Origin of the sequence: Niveispirillum sp. (assembly GCF_017996735.1) — a bacterium.
Taxonomy (GTDB): domain Bacteria; phylum Pseudomonadota; class Alphaproteobacteria; order Azospirillales; family Azospirillaceae; genus Niveispirillum.
This window is the reverse complement of record NZ_JAGOGJ010000002.1, coordinates 97651-115754: the sequence shown is the minus strand read 5'-3', so window position 1 is coordinate 115754 and position 18104 is coordinate 97651. Positions and strand designations below refer to the sequence as shown.

13 protein-coding genes are annotated in these 18104 nt (G+C 66.6%); 8 read left to right on the top strand and 5 right to left on the bottom strand.

Annotated features, from left to right (window positions below):
* Positions 1-33: 33 nt before the first annotated feature.
* Entirely contained in the window at positions 34-2250 is a 2217-nt protein-coding gene (locus KBA48_RS01425) for a S9 family peptidase (RefSeq protein ID WP_292903025.1), read from the bottom strand.
* Between the two features lie 160 nt (positions 2251-2410).
* Between KBA48_RS01425 and KBA48_RS01420 the strand changes: the two genes are divergently transcribed.
* The 7 genes from KBA48_RS01420 (at position 2411) to KBA48_RS01390 (ending at position 13071) form a co-directional block, all read left to right on the top strand.
* A complete protein-coding gene (locus KBA48_RS01420; protein ID WP_292903024.1) occupies positions 2411-2911 on the top strand; it encodes a chemotaxis protein CheW in 501 nt (166 codons plus the stop codon).
* A complete protein-coding gene (locus tag KBA48_RS01415; protein WP_292903023.1) occupies positions 2911-4374 on the top strand; it encodes a CheR family methyltransferase in 1464 nt (487 codons plus the stop codon). Before KBA48_RS01420 ends, KBA48_RS01415 begins: the two co-directional genes overlap by 1 nt.
* Complete coding sequence (locus tag KBA48_RS01410; RefSeq protein ID WP_292903022.1) at positions 4371-5006, top strand: chemotaxis protein CheW; 636 nt, start codon at positions 4371-4373, stop codon at positions 5004-5006. The genes KBA48_RS01415 and KBA48_RS01410 overlap by 4 nt, the downstream gene beginning before the upstream one ends.
* 1 nt (position 5007) lies before the next feature.
* A complete protein-coding gene (locus KBA48_RS01405) occupies positions 5008-6618 on the top strand; it encodes a CHASE3 domain-containing protein (RefSeq protein ID WP_292903020.1) in 1611 nt (536 codons plus the stop codon).
* A gap of 19 nt (positions 6619-6637) precedes the next feature.
* Positions 6638-8878 (top strand): response regulator, encoded by a 2241-nt coding sequence (locus KBA48_RS01400; protein WP_292903018.1) that lies wholly within the window; start codon positions 6638-6640, stop codon positions 8876-8878.
* A gap of 10 nt (positions 8879-8888) precedes the next feature.
* Positions 8889-9923, top strand: coding sequence for a chemotaxis-specific protein-glutamate methyltransferase CheB (cheB, locus tag KBA48_RS01395; RefSeq protein ID WP_292903016.1), 1035 nt, complete (start codon positions 8889-8891; stop codon positions 9921-9923).
* A 253-nt stretch (positions 9924-10176) separates the two neighbouring features.
* The gene (locus tag KBA48_RS01390; RefSeq protein ID WP_292903014.1) at positions 10177-13071 is read left to right on the top strand and encodes a response regulator; all 2895 of its coding nucleotides are present in this window, start codon (positions 10177-10179) and stop codon (positions 13069-13071) included.
* A gap of 278 nt (positions 13072-13349) precedes the next feature.
* Here KBA48_RS01390 and KBA48_RS01385 read toward each other — a convergent pair whose 3' ends face one another.
* Positions 13350-14714, bottom strand: a complete 1365-nt coding sequence (locus tag KBA48_RS01385; protein ID WP_292903012.1) for an MFS transporter — start codon at positions 14712-14714, stop codon at positions 13350-13352.
* A 279-nt stretch (positions 14715-14993) separates the two neighbouring features.
* Between KBA48_RS01385 and KBA48_RS01380 the strand changes: the two genes are divergently transcribed.
* A complete protein-coding gene (locus tag KBA48_RS01380) occupies positions 14994-16292 on the top strand; it encodes a cation:proton antiporter (protein ID WP_292903011.1) in 1299 nt (432 codons plus the stop codon).
* Between the two features lie 36 nt (positions 16293-16328).
* On the opposite strand, the gene vapC is transcribed toward KBA48_RS01380, so the two are convergent.
* The 3 genes from vapC to puuE all read right to left on the bottom strand — a co-directional run bounded on the left by vapC (position 16329) and on the right by puuE (position 18031).
* Entirely contained in the window at positions 16329-16733 is a 405-nt protein-coding gene (gene vapC / locus KBA48_RS01375) for a tRNA(fMet)-specific endonuclease VapC (RefSeq protein ID WP_292903009.1), read from the bottom strand.
* A complete protein-coding gene (gene vapB, locus KBA48_RS01370) occupies positions 16733-16957 on the bottom strand; it encodes a type II toxin-antitoxin system VapB family antitoxin (RefSeq protein ID WP_292903138.1) in 225 nt (74 codons plus the stop codon). The genes vapC and vapB overlap by 1 nt, the downstream gene beginning before the upstream one ends.
* 147 nt (positions 16958-17104) lie before the next feature.
* A complete protein-coding gene (gene puuE / locus KBA48_RS01365; RefSeq protein WP_292903007.1) occupies positions 17105-18031 on the bottom strand; it encodes an allantoinase PuuE in 927 nt (308 codons plus the stop codon).
* Positions 18032-18104 lie beyond the last annotated feature (73 nt).

The following is an 18104-nucleotide window of genomic DNA, read 5'->3' as shown; positions in this document are numbered from 1 at the left end:
GCGAAGCGGGGCGGGGGATGGTGAGCGACGCCCCTATTTCCCCTTCAACTCCCGATCAAAAAACGCCTTGGCCGACAGATAATAATGCGCGGCCAGGTTGGTGTCGTAAAAGCCGTGGCGTTCGCCCGGATAGAACATCATGTCGAACGGCTTGCGCGCCTGCTGCAGGGCGGCCGCCATGCGCACGGAATTGTCCAGGAAGACATTGTCATCGGCCATGCCATGGATCAGCAGCAGCGGCTTTGACAATTTGTCGGCCAGCCTGTTGGCGTCCGCCCGCTCATAGACGCCGCCCTTGGCGTCCGGGCGGCCGATGAACCGTTCCGTATAGAAGGTGTCGTACAGTTTCCAGTCGCTGACCGGCGCGGCGGCGACGCCGGCGGCATAAAGCTCGCCATGGCGCAGCAGACTCATCAAACTGTTGTAGCCGCCATAGGAATGGCCATAGATGCCAATCCGGTCACCCTTGATGAAGGGCAGGGTCTTCAGATATTTGGCCCCCAGGGCCTGATCGTCGGGCTCCACGGTGCCAAAGCCATTGTGGATCTGGTCCAGGAAGTCCTTGCCCTGGCCCGGCGTACCGCGATTATCCAGCATGAAGACCACATAGCCCGACTGGGCCAGCGCCTGCAGGAACAGGCTGGTGCGGCCGCCCCAGCCCTTGGTGACAACGCGGGAGGTGGGGCCGCCATAGGTATAGATGATGGCCGGCGCCGGATGGGCCGCATCCACGCCCGGCGGCTTCAGCATCGACCAGTACAGCGTTTCCCCATCCGGGGCCTTCAGGGTGCCATAGGTGGGCAGGATATGGTTCGCCATATAGGGGGCGTAGGGATGCGTCCCCTCCACCTTGTTTTCCTGCAGCCAGGTCAGCACCTTGCCGTCGCGGTCGCGCAAGGATAGCTGCGGCGGCTGCGAGGGGCTGGAAAACGCGTCCAGCCAGGCGCCGCCGGCATCGGCCAGGACGGCGCCGTGCCAGCCCTCGCCCTGGCTGATGCGGCGCGGGCTGCCGGCATCGCGGCCATCCAGCCGGGCCGTAAAGACATGGCGTTCCAGCGGCCCGTCCTTCAGGGCCGTGAACACCACGGTGCCCGCCTTGACATCGACCCCGGCCAGTCCATGCACCGGCCATTTGCCGCGCGTGATGGCGTGCAGCCGCTTGCCATACCGGTCATGCAGGTAGAGATGGCGCCAGCCCGACTGTTCGGACGACCAGATGAAGCGTCCATCCGCCAGGAAATACAGGTCCTTGTGCAGATCGACCCAGGTGGATTTGGTGTCGGACAGGGCCAGCCGCGTGCGGCCCGTCTTCACATCGGCGAACAGAAGGTCCAGGCGCTTCTGATCACGGCTGATGCGCTGCACCGCCAGCCCGCCATCGGGTTTCCAGTTGACGCGCGCCAGATAGATGTCGGGATCGGGGCCCAGATCGATGGCGACCGGCGGGGCCGACCCGTCGATGGGCGCCACCAGAAGCTGGATGGCCACGTTCGGCCCGCCCGCGAACGGATAGCGCTGCGGGATCACCTTCACCCCGTCGGCACCGTAATCATAGCGGTTGACCAGCGGCACCTTGCTTTCATCGACGCGGGCATAGGCGATGGATTTGCCATCGGGCGACCACCAATAGCCGGTGTCGCGGTCCATCTCCTCCTGCGCCACGAACTCCGCCATGCCGTTCAGGATGGCATCCTTGCCGCCATCCGTCGTGATGGCGCGCTCCACGCCGGTGGACAGGTTCTGGATATACAGGTTACCGGCCCGGACATAGGCGACATGGCTGCCGTCGGGGCTGAATTTGGGATCGGTCTCGGCCTCCTCCGTGCGGGTCAGGCGGCGCACGGCACCATCCAGCGGCTTCAGCCAGATATCGCCCGATTTCGGCACCAGAACGGCCTTGCCCTGGCTGTCCCAGACATATTCGGTGACACCCGTCTCCGGGATGCGCTGCCGCTCGCGCCGCGCCCGCTCTTCCTCGCTTTCGGGGACAGCGGCGAATTCGGCGCTGTCCAGCAGCAGCACGGGCTTGCCCTGTTTCAGGTCATAGGCCCAGAGATCGCGGCGGCTGGCATCGCTGGCCGCGCGCTCCAGATAGGTGACGCGGGTGCCATCGGGGGAGAATTCCACCCCGCGCGGGGCCGCCCCCGCCAGGGCGGGGCTGGCGACCACCCGTTCGATGGTCAATTGTTCGGCTGTGGCGGGAAGGGCGGAAAGACAGGCCAGCAGAAGGGCCGGAAGGCGGTGGCGCATGGTTCGCTTTCTTGATTGGACTTTGTAATCTTTGTCGCGCCATGGCGGTGGAAAGGCAATGGGCAGTACAACTATGCGCATGGACAGTGAAAGGGACTGGCGGAAACACCCTGTTTTCGGCCAATAAGAGATGGAAACGATTGCCACCCGGGAGGATGGAATGGATGCCGTGCGGGCCGCCGAGGCGGCGACCGCCGATGCCATGGTCGATCTGCTGCTGTTCCTGCTGGACGGCAGGCCCTTTGCCGTGCGCCTGGGCCAGGTGGAAAGGGTGACCGCCATGGCCGCCTTTACGCCGCTGCCGGGGGCGCCGCCCGTCGTGGCGGGGGTCATCAATGTCGGCGGGCGTTTCCTGCCCGTGCTGGATGTGCGGGCACGGCTGGGTCTGGTGCCGCGCGCGCCGCGGCTGGATGATGGGCTGGTCGTGGTGCGTCTGGCCAACCGGTCGGTGGCCCTGTGGATCGACCATGTGGAAGGCACCATCCATCTGCCGGCGGCGTCGCTGGTGCCCACCGAACGGGTGGTGCCGGCGGGCGGCTGGTTCGATGCCGTGACGGCGCTGCCCGACGGGCCCGTCTTCATCCATGATGCCGACCGCTTCCTGTCGATGGCGGAGGAAACGGAACTGGATGCCGCGCTGGCACAGGGGGCCGCATCGTGATGCAGGCACCTGTTGTGCATTCGCTGCTGGAAGAGTTCAGTATTTTCCTGGGTACCCGTATGGGCCTCCATTACCCGCCCGAACGCTGGGCCGACCTGGACCGGGCCGTGGCACAGATGGCGGCCGAACTGGGCTATGCGGATGCCGGCGCCTGCATGCGTCATTTCCTGTCCACGCCCGTCGACCGGGCGGAGATCGAGACGCTGGCCAGCCATCTGACCATCGGCGAGACCTATTTTTTCCGGGAACCGGCCAGTTTCGAGGCGTTGGCCACCCGGATCCTGCCCGGCCTGATCGATCAGCGCCGCCTCGCGAACAGCCGTTATCTGCGGATCTGGAGTGCGGCCTGCTCGACGGGGGAGGAGGCCTATACGATGGCCATCCTGCTGCACCGGCTGATCCCCGACATTCAGTCCTGGAACATCACCATCCTGGCGACGGACATCAATCCGCGCTCGCTGCGCAAGGCCATCGATGGCGTTTATAGTGAATGGTCATTCCGGGGTATCGATCCGGAAATCCGCCGCACCTATTTCACCCCGCGCGGCGGGCGCTGGGAAATCGCGCCCCATATAAGGCGCATGGTCAGCTTCGCCTATCACAATCTGGCCGAGGATCTGTACCCGTCGGTGCATAACAACACCAACGGCATGGACATCATCTTCTGCCGCAATGTGCTGATGTATTTCAGCACGGCGCGGGCGCGGCAGGTAGTGGGCAACCTGCAGCATTCGCTGGTCGAAGGCGGCTGGCTGGTCGCGGCGTCGGTGGAAGGATCGTCGGAACTGTTCGCGCCACTGGTCAATATCGGCCTGTCCAACGCCACCATCTATCGCAAGCCGTCGGCCCCGCCGCTGATGCCCTTCACCCTGCCGCCGCTGCCGGAGGAGCCGGCGCCGGTCCTGCCGCTGCTGTCGGTCCCGCTGCCTCCCCCACCACCGGTGGTGGCCGTGGTGGAGCCGGAAGCGGTGGCGCCGCTGGACCGGGCGCTGGTGCTTTATCAGCGGGGCGAGAATGCCGAGGCGATCGCCCTGCTGCTGTCCGATCCCTATCTGGCGGCCGATGGCAAGGCCCTGACCCTGCTGGCGCGGCTCTATGCCAATGAGGGGCGGCTGGATCTGGCCGATGAATGCTGCCGCCGCGCACTCGCCGTGGACCGGCTGGCGCCGGAGCGCCATTACCTGCTGGCCATGATCCGCCAGGAATGCGGGGATGCGCGCGGGGCGGCGGAGGCGTTGAAACGCGCCCTGTTCCTGGACCCCGACTATATCCTGGCCCATGTGGCGCTGGCCGGGCTGGCCGTGGCGGAGGGGCGGCGGGCGGAGGCCAGGCGCTGCTACCGCAACGCCCTTACCCTGCTGGCCGCGCATGACCCGGCCGAAACCCTGGCCGAAAGCGACGGATTGACGGTGGGCCGCCTGATCGAGATCGTGCGGGTGGCCAGTGCGGAGGTGGGGGCATGAGCACAGGGACACCGGATCGGGACATCGACTGGAACGCCATGCATGCCCGCATCCGGGCTGCCATGGACGGGCTGGAACGTGGGTTCGAACCCGATCAGGCAGAGGTGGACCGGCGCCTGCGCGAACGGGCCGAGCGGCTGGCGCGCGCCACCCAGGCCCCGGCCGTACCGCGCGACGAGATCCGCATCCTGGAATTCGATATTGGCGGGCGCCGGCATGCCGTGGACAGCCGGCTGGTGCGTGAAGTGACGCCCAGCCCGCCGCCCACACGGGTGCCGCAGGCCCCGGCCTGGGCCGCCGGTGTTGTGCATCTGCGGGGCGAGATCGTGACGGTCCTGGATTTTTCCGCCCTGACCGGATGTGCCGGGGCGGAACCGGATGACGGGCCGCTGGTGGTCCTGCATCAGGGTGGGCGGGTGCTGGCCCTGGCCAGCAGCGCGGTGCAGGGTCTGCATCCGGTGGCCCGGTCGTCGCTGGACCCGGTGCCGGCGACCGTGCATGGCCATCGCCGTTTCTATCTGGGCGTGACGGAACAGGGTGCGCTGGTGCTGGATGCCGGCGCATTTTTCGAGGATGGTGCCCTGACGGGCATCGTGGCAGCGGACGGTTCGGCCGGGACGCGGGGGAACTGAAATGAAGATCACGGTTGGCAAGAAGATCTGGGGCTGTCTGGGCCTGCTGCTGCTGGTGGTGCTGGGCGTGGGCTGGGTGTCGCTGGACACGACGGCCCGCCTGACAGAGGCGGCGCGGTGGAGCGAACATACCCATCTGGTCCAGAACCGGCTGGGCGACCTGTTATCGGCCGTGCAGGATATCGAGGCGGGGCAGCGCGGCTTTGTCATCACCGGCGACGAGCCCTTCCTGGAACCCTATGAGGCCGCGCGCCAGTCGCTGGACACGATCATCACCGATATCCGCAGCATGACCGGCGACAATGCCGAACAGCAGAAAAATCTGAACCGGGTGGAACAGACGGCGCGCAACCGGCTGGCAGAGGCGCAGAAACGCATCGATCTGCGCCGTAACGAAGGGTTCGAGGCGGCCCAGCGTGAGATCAAAAGCGACACCGGCCGCAAGGCCATGGTGGAGTTCCGCAACGCCATCCAGCATATGCAGGATATCGAAACCCGCCTGCTGAAGGAACGCGACGACGCCAAGGAAGAAAGCACCCGGCTGGCCAACATGACGGTCATCGGCGGCGCACTGCTGGCCTCGATCATCGTGCTGCTGTCGGGCATCTTCCTGTCGGCCAATATCGTGACGCCGCTGCGGGACATCACGGCCACGGCGGAACGGATCGGCAAGGGCGACCTGACCACCGATATCGCCCCGTCCCATCGCGAGGACGAGGTCGGCATCCTGAACAACACCTTCCGCGACATGACCCGCGCCCTGCGCCAATTGATCCAGGAACTGTCGGAAGGGGTGAATGTGCTGGGCACGGCCGGCAGCCAGATCGTATCCACCACGGCCCAGGTTTCGGCCTCGGCGGCGGAAACGGCGACGGCCCTGGCCGAAACCAGTTCCACCATGGAAGAGGTACGCAAGACCTCGCAGCTTTCCACCGAGAAGGCCCGCCATGTGGCGGACACGGCGCAGGCCACGGCCCAGATCTCTGCCACCGGCAAACGGTCGGTGGAACAGTCAATTGCCGGTATCGGGCTGGTACGCGAACAGATCGGGTCGATCGCCGAGGCGGTGATCAAACTGTCCGAACAGAGCCAGGCCATCGGTACCATCGTGGCCTCGGTCAATGATCTGGCCGAACAGTCCAACCTGCTGGCCGTCAATGCCGCTATCGAGGCGGCGCGCGCCGGCGAACAGGGCAAGGGCTTCGTGGTCGTGGCGGCCGAGGTGAAAAGCCTGGCCGAACAGTCCAAGCAGGCCACGGCGCAGGTGCGCGCCATCCTGGGCGACATCCAGAAGGCCACGGCCACCGCCGTCCTGGCCGCAGAACAGGGCAGCAAGGCCGTCGATGCCGGCGTGAAACAGGCGCAGGAGGCGGGGCAAGCCATCGAGCGGCTGGCCCAGAATATCGCATTGGCCACCCAGGCCAGTACCCAGATCGTGGCGTCGAACCAGCAGCAGCAGGTGGGCATCGATCAGGTGGCGCTGGCCATGGACAGCATCCGTCAGGCCAGCAGCCAGAACACCATCGCCACCAAGCAGGCGGAGACGGCGGCCCATAACCTGAACGCGCTCGGCCATCGGCTGAAATCGCTGGTTGGCCAGTACAAGGCGTGACCGGTCCGGAGCCAGCGCGATGAACAGCCGCAACGAACAGCTTTTCCAACGCCTGCTCGCCATGTTCACGGTCGAGGCGGAGGAACATGTCGGTTCGCTGGCGGTATCGTTGCGCGAACTGGAACAGGGGGTTTCCGAACAGCGGGCGCGGGAACTGATCGAAAAGACCTTCCGCGAGGTACACACGCTGAAGGGGGCGGCCCGCACCGTCAACCTGACGCATCTGGTGGCCCTGTGCCATGCCATGGAATCGCTGCTGGCGCTGCTGAAGCGCGGCGACCTGCGGCTGGCTCCGGCCGTCGTTGCCGTTCTGTCCGACGGTTTCGCGGCCCTGCGCCAGATGGTGCCGAACGAGGTGAACGGCACCAGCCCGCCCCCGGTGGACAGGCTGGATATGCTGGTGCAGCGGCTGGAGGGGGCGGCCCGCTTGGGTTCATCCCCTCCGCCACTGCCACCGCCGCCCACAGCACCGCCCGTGGCCCTTGCCCCCACCCCACCCCCACCGCCCGTCCAGCCGCCCCCGCCGCCGCCGAAACCGGCAAGGGATGAAGGCGCACGACCGGCGGCGCGGCAGACCCTGCGTGTGCCGATCGAGCGGCTGGACTTCCTGCTGCATCAGGCAGAGGAACTGATCACCGCCAAACTGTCGGGCGGGGAACGGGTGGCGGAGATCAGGGCGCTGGGCCATGGCCTGACCGAGCGCATGCGCACCCGTCAGCGCCTGGACGCCGCGCAGCAGGCCGACCATGACGCGCAGACGCTGGCCTGGATCGGGGCGAAGCTGGGCCGGCTGGCGCTGGAGGCCGACCAGGATGTGCGCGGCCTGTCCAAGGGCGTGGACAGTCTTCTGTCGGGCACCAAACAGGTGCTGATGCTGCCTGCCGCCACCCTGCTGGAACCGGTAGCCCAGGATTTGCGTGACCTGTCACGCCGTCAGGGCAAGGATGTGCATCTGGTGCTGGCGGGACAGGAGCTGGAACTGGATCGCCGGGTGCAGGAGGAACTGCGCGAAGCGCTGCTGCATCTGGCCCGCAACGCCATCGACCATGGCATCGAACTGCCGGCCGACCGGCTGGCCGCCGGCAAGCCCGCCCACGCCACCGTCACCCTGTCCGTCAGCCAGCGTGAGGGTGGCCGGGCGGAAATCGCCATCGCCGATGACGGCAAGGGCATGGATCTGGGCCGTCTGGCCTCCGAAGCCGTCGCGCAGGGCCTGCTGGAGGCCGAACAGGCCGCCGGCCTCGCGTCCGATCAGGTCATGGCCCTGGCCTTCCAATCCGGCCTGTCAACCAGCAACGCCATCACCGATATTTCCGGGCGCGGACTGGGCCTGGCCATCGTGCAGGAAAAGGTGGAACGGCTGGGCGGCACGGTCACGGTGGAATCCCTGCCGGGCCGGGGGACGACCTTCCGCCTGCTGCTGCCCGTCACCATGGCCGCGTTCCGGGTGGTGATGGCCGATGTCTGCGGCGGCTGCTACGCCATGCCCACCAACCGCATCGAACGCGTGGGCCGGGTGGCCAGCGGTGAGGTCATGACCGTCGAGGGGCGCGAGATGCTGCGCATCGACGGCCGGCCCCTGGCGCTGGTCCGCCTGTGCGACCTTTTGCGCCTGGGCGCGGCGGGGCCGGCGGGGGACTTCCGGTCCTACATCGTGCTGGCCGCCGCCGGGCAGCGCCTGGCGGTGGAGGTCGAGCATGTGGTCGGAGAGAGCGAGATCCTGATGAAGCCGCTGGGCTGGCCCCTGACACGGGTGCCGGCCGTGGCGGGCGCCGTGGCCCTGCCCTCGGGGCGGCTGGGGTTCGTGCTGAACGTGCATGAAGTGCTGCGCGCGGCGCTGCGACCCGATTTCCAGGCCATGGCGGCGCGACCGGTCACGAATGCAACGGCCAATGCGCGCAAATCCATCCTGATCGCCGAGGACAGCATCACGGCCCGCACCCTGTTCAAACATGTGCTGGAAGCGGCCGGGTTCCGGGTGCGCACCTGCGTGGACGGGATGGAGGCCTGGAACGTTCTGGCGGGGGAACTGTTTGATCTGGTGGTGTCGGACGTGGAAATGCCCCGCATGGGCGGTTTCGAACTGACCGAGCGTATCCGCCAGGAACCCCGCCTGTCGGACATCCCCGTCATCCTGATCACCTCTCTGGAGACGCGAGAGGATAGGGAGCGTGGGGTTGATGTCGGGGCCAGCGCCTATATTGTTAAAAGGAGTTTCGACCAGAGCGACCTTCTGGACATCATCGGTCGCCTGATCTAAGGATCGTTTCGTGATCAAGGTACTCGTCGCCGAGGATTCGCCCACTATCCGGGCCTTCCTGACCGCCATCCTGGAAAGCGAGCCCGACATTACCGTCGTGGCCGCTGTTTCCGACGGGGCCGCCGCCGTGGAGGCCGTGCAGCGCCTGCGGCCCGACGTCGTGACCATGGATATCCATATGCCCGGCCTGGATGGGTTTTCCGCGACGCGGGAGATCATGGAGACCGTGCCCGTTCCCATCGTCATCGTCAGCGGCGCGGTCCAGGATGAGGTGGCGGCCACGTTCAAGGCGGTGGAGGCGGGGGCCCTGGCCTTCATCCGCCGCCCCGCCGGCCTGGGCCATGACGATCACGAGCAGGAGGCGGACGCACTGGTCACCTCGGTCCGGCTGATGTCGGAGGTGAAGGTGGTGCGGCGCTGGAAACGCCCGCCCGCCATCGTGCAGCGCATGGCGGCACATCCGCCGGCGGAAGGGACGGACGAGCGGGCGCGGGTGGTGGCCATCGGCGCCAGCACGGGCGGCCCGCTGGCGCTGCAGACGCTGCTGGGCGCGCTGCCGATGAATTTTCCGCTGCCCGTGCTGGTGGTACAGCATATCGCCACCGGCTTCGTGCAGGGTTTCGCCGACTGGCTGGCGTCGGGCTGCGCCATGCCCGTCACCGTGGCCCGGCATGGGGAAGAGGTGCGGCCCGGTCATGTCTATGTGGCGCCCGACGACCGGCATCTGGGGGTCGACACGGTGGGGCGCATCCATCTGGATGATGGTCCGCTGGAAGCCGGCCTGCGGCCCGCCGTGGGCTATATGTTCCGCTCCGTCGCGGCCCATTACGGGGCGCGTGCCATCGGCGTGCTGCTGACCGGCATGGGGGCGGACGGGGCCGACGGCCTGTGCCTGCTGCGCACCCTGGGTGCCGTGACCATCGCCCAGGACGCGGCCAGCTCCGTGGTGCATGGCATGCCGGGCGTGGCCATCGAACGCGGCGGCGCCATGCATATCCTGACACCGGCCGCCATCGCGGGAAAACTGGTCGAACTGACCGGCTGATACCACCGGCCATCATTCATGACCGGTGGATGGCGGCGGCGGCCCCTGCCGCCGAAGCCGATAAATTCCGATGGGTCGGAATTTATCGGCACTGCTATGAAACGGCCCCGCCCGACCAAAAAACCGCACTGTCGGCCACCGCGCATGGGGTGCCTGCCGCCTGACCTCTGGTATCTGCAATTGGAAGTGCTTAAAAGGATAGGGAATGCCCGTCCGTGCGGCGGGGTACGAAATCCCCACGGCAGGGAACCGGATGAGCACGCAGACGCCGCATCTGCTGATCGTGGAGGACAGCCCCACGCAGGCATTGCAGATGGAAATCACGCTGGCGGCCCAGGGCTGGACGGCGGATGTCTGCGCGACGGCAGAGGATGCGCTGGAAAAGCTGAACGGCACCCTGCCCGATCTGCTGCTGGTTGATTACCATCTGCCCCGGATGAGCGGGGATGAGCTGATCCGCCGGGTCCGGCTGAATGTGCGCACGCGTCAGCTACCGATCATCATGCTGACCGACGAGGCGACGGCGGAGGCCGAGTTCCGCGGAATCGAGAGCGGGGCCGACGCCTATGTGCCGAAATCCGCCGACAGCGAGCTGCTGCCGGCCCGCATCAATGCCCTGCTGAAACGCGGTGGCGGCGGGTCGGGCTTTCACGCCTCGACCCAGGCACTGCGCCGCTGTCAGTTGCTGATCGTCGATGACAGCCCGACCTTCCTGGAATTCCTGCGCGGCCTGCTGGAGGAGGAGGGGCACGATGTCATGGCCCTGCTGTCGGGCCTGGAGGCGCTGGAACGGGCCGAGCATGAAAGCTTCGACTGCGTCATCGTCGACCTGAACATGCCGGAAATCGACGGGGTGGAACTGTGCGCCCGCCTGGACGCCGTGCGCCGGCGGCGGGAGGAACTGTTCCAGATCGTCATGCTGACGGCATCCGACAGCAAGACCGACCTGATGCGCGGGCTGGAGGCCGGGGCCGACGATTATGTCACCAAGGCCAACGATATCGAGATCATCAAGGCCCGCATCCGCGCCCTGCTGCGGCGCAAGCTGCTGCATGAGGAAAATCTGCGCATCTCCACCGAGTTCCGCCGCAAGGAGGGGGAGCTTCTGCGGGCGCAAGAGGAGAAGCGGCTGGCCGAAGCCCGGGCTTCGCTGGCCGACGCGCTGGAAAAATCCAACCGCGAACTGGCGGAAACCAACGCGCGCCTGACCCAGGCGCAGGTCGAACTGACCCGCGCCAAGGATCAGGCAGAGGCGGCGAACCGCGCCAAATCCGAATTCCTGGCCAATATGAGCCACGAGTTGCGGACACCGATGAACGGCATCATCGGCATGAACACGCTGCTCCTGGCCACCCCCCTGACCCCGGCCCAGCGCCATTCCGCCGAACTGGTGGGATCGTCGGCCAAACTGTTGCTCAGCCTGCTGAACGACATCCTGGACATCTCCAAGCTGGAGGCAAATCAGGTCACGCTGGAACAGATCGAATTCGATCTGGCCCGACTGTTCGAGGAAACGGCCCTGCTGATGGCGCCCAAGGCGGCGGAGCATGGGATCGAGCTGGTGCTGGACCTGCTGCCCTCGGCCCGGCGCACGGCCATCAGCGACCCGACCCGCATCCGGCAGGTGGCGCTGAACCTGATCGGCAATGCCATCAAGTTCACCTCGCGCGGCGGGGTCACCGTGGCCGTGGCCGTGCATGAGGGGGCGGGCGGCGCGCTTACCCTGGATGTACAGGTGATCGATACGGGCATCGGCATCCCGCCCGACGCCGTGAACCGCCTGTTCGAAAAATTCGTGCAGGCCGACAGTTCCGTCAGCCGCCGCTTCGGCGGCACGGGCCTGGGCCTTGCCATCTGCCGCGAGACGGTGGGCCTGCTGGGCGGCCGCATCGGGGTGGAAAGCACCGTGGGCACGGGCTCCACCTTCTGGTTCACGGCCGGCCTGACGGCGGGAGAGGGTGAGCCGCCCGCCGGCCCGCCACCCGACCTTGCCGGGCGTCAGGCGCTGCTGCTGGTTCCCGATGGTCTCGTCCGGGCGCCGCTGGTCCGCGAACTGTCACGGCTGGGCCTGTCGGTGCGGGTGGAGGAGGCCGAGGACGCGCTGGCGGAGGTGGCGGGCGGCCGCCTGTCACCGGATGCCGTGCTGCTGGACATGGCCCTGGTCGCCGATGGAGAGGCCGATCTGGTGGGGCGCCTGCGTCGCTGGCTGCCCCGGGCCCGGCTGATCATGCTGCGCCCCATGACCGGGGCGGGGACCGCTCCGGCCGGTATCGATGCCGTGCTGGACAAGCCCGTGCTGCGCCCCGAGTTGCTGTCCGTGCTGCGCGGCTGGAAACCGGCGGTGAACGCGGCCCGCACGCCGCAGCAGCCCCTGGCCGCCAACCCCGTCCCCGCCGCCAGCGGGGCGCGCATCCTGCTGGCCGAGGACAATTATGTGAACCAGCAGGTGGCCCTGCATATGCTGATCGGGGCCGGACACAGCGTCGACATCGCCAACCATGGCGGAGAGGCGGTGGAGGCGCTGGAGGCGGCCGATTATGATCTGGTGCTGATGGACGTGCAGATGCCCGTGGTGGACGGGCTGGAGGCTACGCGACGCATCCGGGCCATGGGCGGTGCGCGTTCCGCCATTCCCATCATCGCCATGACGGCCAATGCCATGACGGGTGTGGAGGCGGAATATCGCGCCGCCGGCATGGATGACTATATCTCCAAGCCCGTGGAGCATCAGGAATTCCTGGGCAAGGTGCGCCACTGGCTGGATCGCAGCCGTGCGGACAGCACCCCGCCACCGCCGCCGGCGGAGCCGGTGGAACTGGATCTGGTGCCCGTGCGGCAATTGCGCGACATGATGGGGGCACAGCCCTTCGACCGGCTTCTGGGCCAGTTCCTGGACAATTCCCGCGCCCGTCTGGCCCGTATCGAAACGGCCCTGGCCGGCGGTGACCACAATGCCCTGACCCGCGATGTGCATGACATGATCAGCACATCGGGCGGCTTCGGCTGCCGCGCCCTGGTACGCCTGGGCCGTGACCTGGAACAGGCCCTGCGTGAGGATGACGCGGAAACCACGGCCCGGCTGGGGGCAAATCTGCTGCGGATGGCACCGGGAACCTGGGAGAAGCTGGCAACGGCGATGCGGGGATAGCGACCGCTGGCCTGCAGGCGCTTGCGGGAGCAGCTAATCCCATCGGCACGAAATCATGACCGATGGTCAAGCTTTCGTGCGCCTCAATCGCCGGCGGGCGCATCCGCGCCCTTGGCTACGCGGCATGGGCCGCGCGGCGGCAGTCGCCGCCGTACTATCGGTCAAGAGTTTTGACCGATAGTATAAATCCCAAGGTCAGGAAATCTTGACCGTCGGTACGGTGCCGACTGGCGCCGCGCCGCTCGTGCGGCGCGCGCGAGCCCACGGATGTGGGCGCTTCAGCCGCCCGGACCGGACCGGGTGACGGCCCGCCGGCCCAGGAACCGCTGGATACGGCCATGCCGTTGCGCCGTCAGCTTGTATCCCGCCACGGCCAGCATGGAGAGGCCCAGGCCCAGGGCCGACGCCAGCCCGGCCAGAAGGCGGAAACCGCTCAGCGTCGCCTCGGTCTGGGCGACCCCCGGCACATATCCCACCCCATCCAGGGCCAATCCCCCCAGGAAGGCAGACCCGCCCAGCGCCAGCTTCAGGATCAGGGAGGCCAGACCATAGACTTTGGCCTCGTCCCGGCGGCGATGGCGCCAATGGGCATAATCGACGGCATCGGGCAGCATGGACCACATGGCGACCGCATGCGCCGCATGACCGAAGGAGATCAGGGTGAGGCAGGCCAGCGTGTCCCACAGGCCGCCGGCCGGCGCGAAGACCAGGGCGATACAGCCTATGATCACCAGGGCGCTGCCCCCCTGCCAGGCCACGCCCTTGGACCAGCGGCGCGCGACCCAGACCCAGAGCGGCACGGCCAGCACCCCCACCGCCGAGAACCATGTCAGGACCTGCGCCGTCAGGGTGGCGTCCCCGCCCAGGTCGTATTTCAGCAGATAGGGCACGTTGCGCATCAGGATGCCCAGCGACAAATGCAGCGCCACGGTGGCGGCCAGCAGGCGCAACAGCGGCCCGTTGCGCAGAACCCCGCGCATGAACCCGCCCAGGTCGGCCCGCAGACCCATCGGCGACGCCCCATGGTCCGTGGCCGGCGGCGGCAGTTCGCGCACGCAAGCGACACAGGCCAGATGCGCCAGCACGGCCAGCCCCCCGATACAGGCCGCCGCAGGGCTGTAACTGTCGAACCAGCCCGCCAGCAGCGGCAACAGCGCCGACACCGATGTCGACCCGGCAAAGGCCAGCAGCATGCGCCAGCCGGTCAGGCTGGCCCGTTCATCACTGTCCCGTGTCATGGCGGCGGTCAGCGACGAATAGGGGATGGCCACGACCGCGTAACAGGTGCGCAGCCCCATATGCGTGAGGGTGGCAAAGACCAGCATGCCGGCCGATCCCGGCACCAGGAAGCCGGGCGGGGAAAAGCACAACCAGAACGACACGGCCAGCGGCACCGTGCCGAACAGGATGAAGGGCCGGTACCGCCCCATCCGGGTGCGCGTCCTGTCGGAAATGACACCCATCAGCGGGTCCATGCCCGCATCCCAGATCGAGGCCACCAGATAGGACAGGCCGGCATCCACGGCTGACAGGCCCAGCGCATCCATTTGAAAAAACAGGATGAACAGCAGCAGCGATTGCCAATAGAGATTAAGGCCGAAATCGCCGACCGCATAGCCGATCCTGGCCCGAAACCCCAACATTCCCATGTCCGACCGACGCCTCCCGCGCCCGGATTGCACCGGGCTTGGCGGCGGACCTTATACGACTTCCCCCTGTCCGTCACGGATGACCGGCATCACCCCCATATCGCCCCCGGGTGGCAGGCGGGCGGGCGGTTCCCGTCACCCCCGCCGAAACCATGCCGGTCCCGATTTGCCGCTTTGCTTGGCATGACAGCGCTGATATAGCCATCCAGGTCCAATTCTTAAGAAGCGGTTAAACACCGCCAGACAACGTTGTCCGATCGGGAGGACGGGGGCATGACGCCAGCCCAGCTCAGCGTGATCTTTTTCCTGCAGCTTGCCGTGATCATCGCCGCCTGCCGGCTGGTCGGCTGGCTGGCCAAACGTTATCTGGGCCAGCCGCAGGTGGTGGGCGAGATGATCGCCGGGGTGATCCTGGGGCCGTCGCTGCTGGGCCTGCTGCTGCCCGACATCCAGGCGATGTTGTTTCCGAAGGAAACCAGGGGCGTGCTGTTTGTGGGGGCGCAGTTCGGTGTCGGGCTCTATATGTTCCTGGTGGGACTGGGCTTCAAATCGGACCATTTCAAATCCAACGCCGGCAGTGCTGCGGCCGTGTCCCTGTCGGGCATGGCGGCCCCGTTCCTGCTGGCCGTCGTCATCACGCCCTGGCTGATGGGCCATAACCTGTTCAACGAGGCGCTGAACCAGTTCCAGGCCACCTTGTTCATGGGGGCCTGCATCGCCATCACAGCCTTTCCCATGCTGGCCCGCATCATCCATGAACGCGGCCTGTCGGGCACGCCGCTGGGCACGCTTTCCCTGTCGGCCGGCGCCATCGACGATGCCGGGGCCTGGACCGTGCTGGCCATCGTACTGGCCACGTTCGGCGACGGGCCGATGGTGGCGGTGAAGGCCATCGGTGGCGGCGTGGCCTTTGCCGTCTTTGTCCTGATGTTCGGGCCGCGCCTGCTGGCCCCTCTGGGCCGCTGGGCGGAACGGGAGGGCAAGGTCACCCATTCGATGCTGGCCATCGCGCTGGGCCTGTTCCTGCTGTCGGCCTTCGCCATGGATGCGGTGGGCATCCATGCCGTGTTCGGCGGCTTCCTGCTGGGCACCGTCATGCCGCGCGGCCTGTTCGCCACTGAACTGCGTAAACAGTTGGAACCCTTCGCGGTCGTGGTCCTGCTGCCCATGTTCTTCACCTATTCGGGCCTGCACACCCAACTGACGCTGGTCGATAATTGGGGACTGCTGCTGGCCACCCTGGTCATCCTGGCGGCTTCCATCCTGGCCAAGGGCGGGGCCTGCTGGGCGGCGGCGCGTCTGACCGGACAGGACAATGCGACCGCCATGGGCATCGGCGCCCTGATGAACGCACGCGGCCTGATGGAACTGATCATCATCAATATCGGGTTGCAGAAGGGCATCATCGGCCCCGCCCTGTTCTCCATGCTGGTGCTGATGGCCATCGTCACCACCCTGATGGCCTCCCCCCTGTTCGAACTGGTCTATGGCCGCAAGGCCAGGGCACGGGGCGAGTTGGGGGAGTTGAACGAGCAGGACAGCGAGTTCACGGAGATGCGTGAGGCACGGTAGGGGAAAACGACGGGGCGGCCCGCAATGGCCGCCCTGTCAGTTTTCAAGCCAGTTTTCGCATCGCAAGCCCTCGACCCGCCGAAATTCCCTGAGATTACCGGTGACCAGCATCAGGCCCAAGCTGCGGGCATGGGCGGCAATCATTACGTCGTAGGGGCCGATAAGGCACCCGCGCTGTTTCAGGTCCGCCTTTATACTGCTGAAATGGTCGGCCGCCGCGTCATCATAGGACAGGATTTCCAGACGCCCGGCCAAGGCCTCCACGTGGGCCCGCTTTGCCTCCGGCTGCGCTGAATTCAGCGCGCCGAACAGCAATTCCGACAGGGTGACGGTGGAGATACACAAACCGCCCGCCGCCAACCGGAACCGCTCTCGCATCGAGACCGGGCGGTCCCGCAACACATGGATGCATGTGTCTGTGTCCAGCATGAAGCGAAGCATCAGAAGCTTTCCCGCTCCTGCATCGCCGGTTGCTCCCGGTCCGGAAAGTCGATGCCCGGCTGGTCGAAGAAATCATCCCACAGCCGGTCACGCGGCACGATCACGCGGCGATCCCCTTCCTTCAGGATCACCACCTCCCGCACATGATCGGGAAAGGCGACATCCTTGGGCAGGCGGACTGCTTGCGTGCGATTGGAAAGGAACAGGGTGGTCGTGGCGGACATCGGGGCTGACCTCATTCTTGGATATCCTTATTGTATATCCAGTACATGTGAGTAGCAACACAAGCCCACGATGAACGGCTTCAAATCCATGTCTCGCCATCGTTCGTCATAGGATTGCGGTTATCCTGCAAAATCCTGGGGCTTCTGTCACCCGCGCCACGGATGCACCGCCCGCCAGTGCCGGGCGATATCCACGCGCCGCGCCACCCAGACCTTGTCATGCGCCATGACATGGTCCAGGAACTTCTCCAGTCCCCGCACCCGCCCCGGCCGGCCGATCAGCCGTGTGTGCAGCCCCACCGACATCATCTTTGGCGCCGTTTCCCCCTCCGCATAAAGCGCGTCGAAGGCATCGCGGGCATAGGTGAAGAAATCATCCCCCTGGTTGAAGCCCTGGGCCGTGCCGAACTTCATGTCATTGACGTCCAGCGTATAGGGGATGACCAGATGCGGCTCTCCCTGCCCCGGATAGGTTCCGGGCGGCAGCCAGTAAGGCAGATCGTCATTATAGGCGTCGGCATCATAAAGGAACCCGCCCTCCTCCACCACCAGCCGCCTTGTGTTGGGCCCCAGCCGGCCCGTGTACCAGCCCAGCGGCCGTTCCCCCGTCAGGTTGCGGATCGTGTCGATGGCAAGCCGCATATGCTCGCGCTCCACATCCTCCGGCACGTTCTGGTAATCGATCCAGCGCCAGCCATGCGACGCGATCTCATGCCCGGCCGCCACCATGGCCCGGGCCGCGTCAGGATGCCGGGCCAGGGCCATGGCGACCGCATAGCAGGTGATCTTGATCCCATGGCGGTCGAACAGCCGCATCAGCCGCCAGAAGCCGGCGCGGCTGCCATATTCATACACCGATTCCACCGACAGGTTGCGCTGCCCGGCCAGGGGCTGGGTCCCCACCACCTCCTGCAAATACGCCTCCGACTGGCCATCGCCATGCAGCAGGCAATTCTCCCCGCCCTCCTCGTAATTCATCACGATCTGCACCGCGATGCGGGCGCCGCCGGGCCAGTGCGGATGCGGCGGATGGGCGCCATAGCCGATCAGGTCGCGGGGATAGTCCTGCTGCATGCCTCACCTCCTGAGCACCCACAAAAACCAGCGTCTCGTTGCAATGATGTTGCGCATCGTTTCGCTTGCGCAC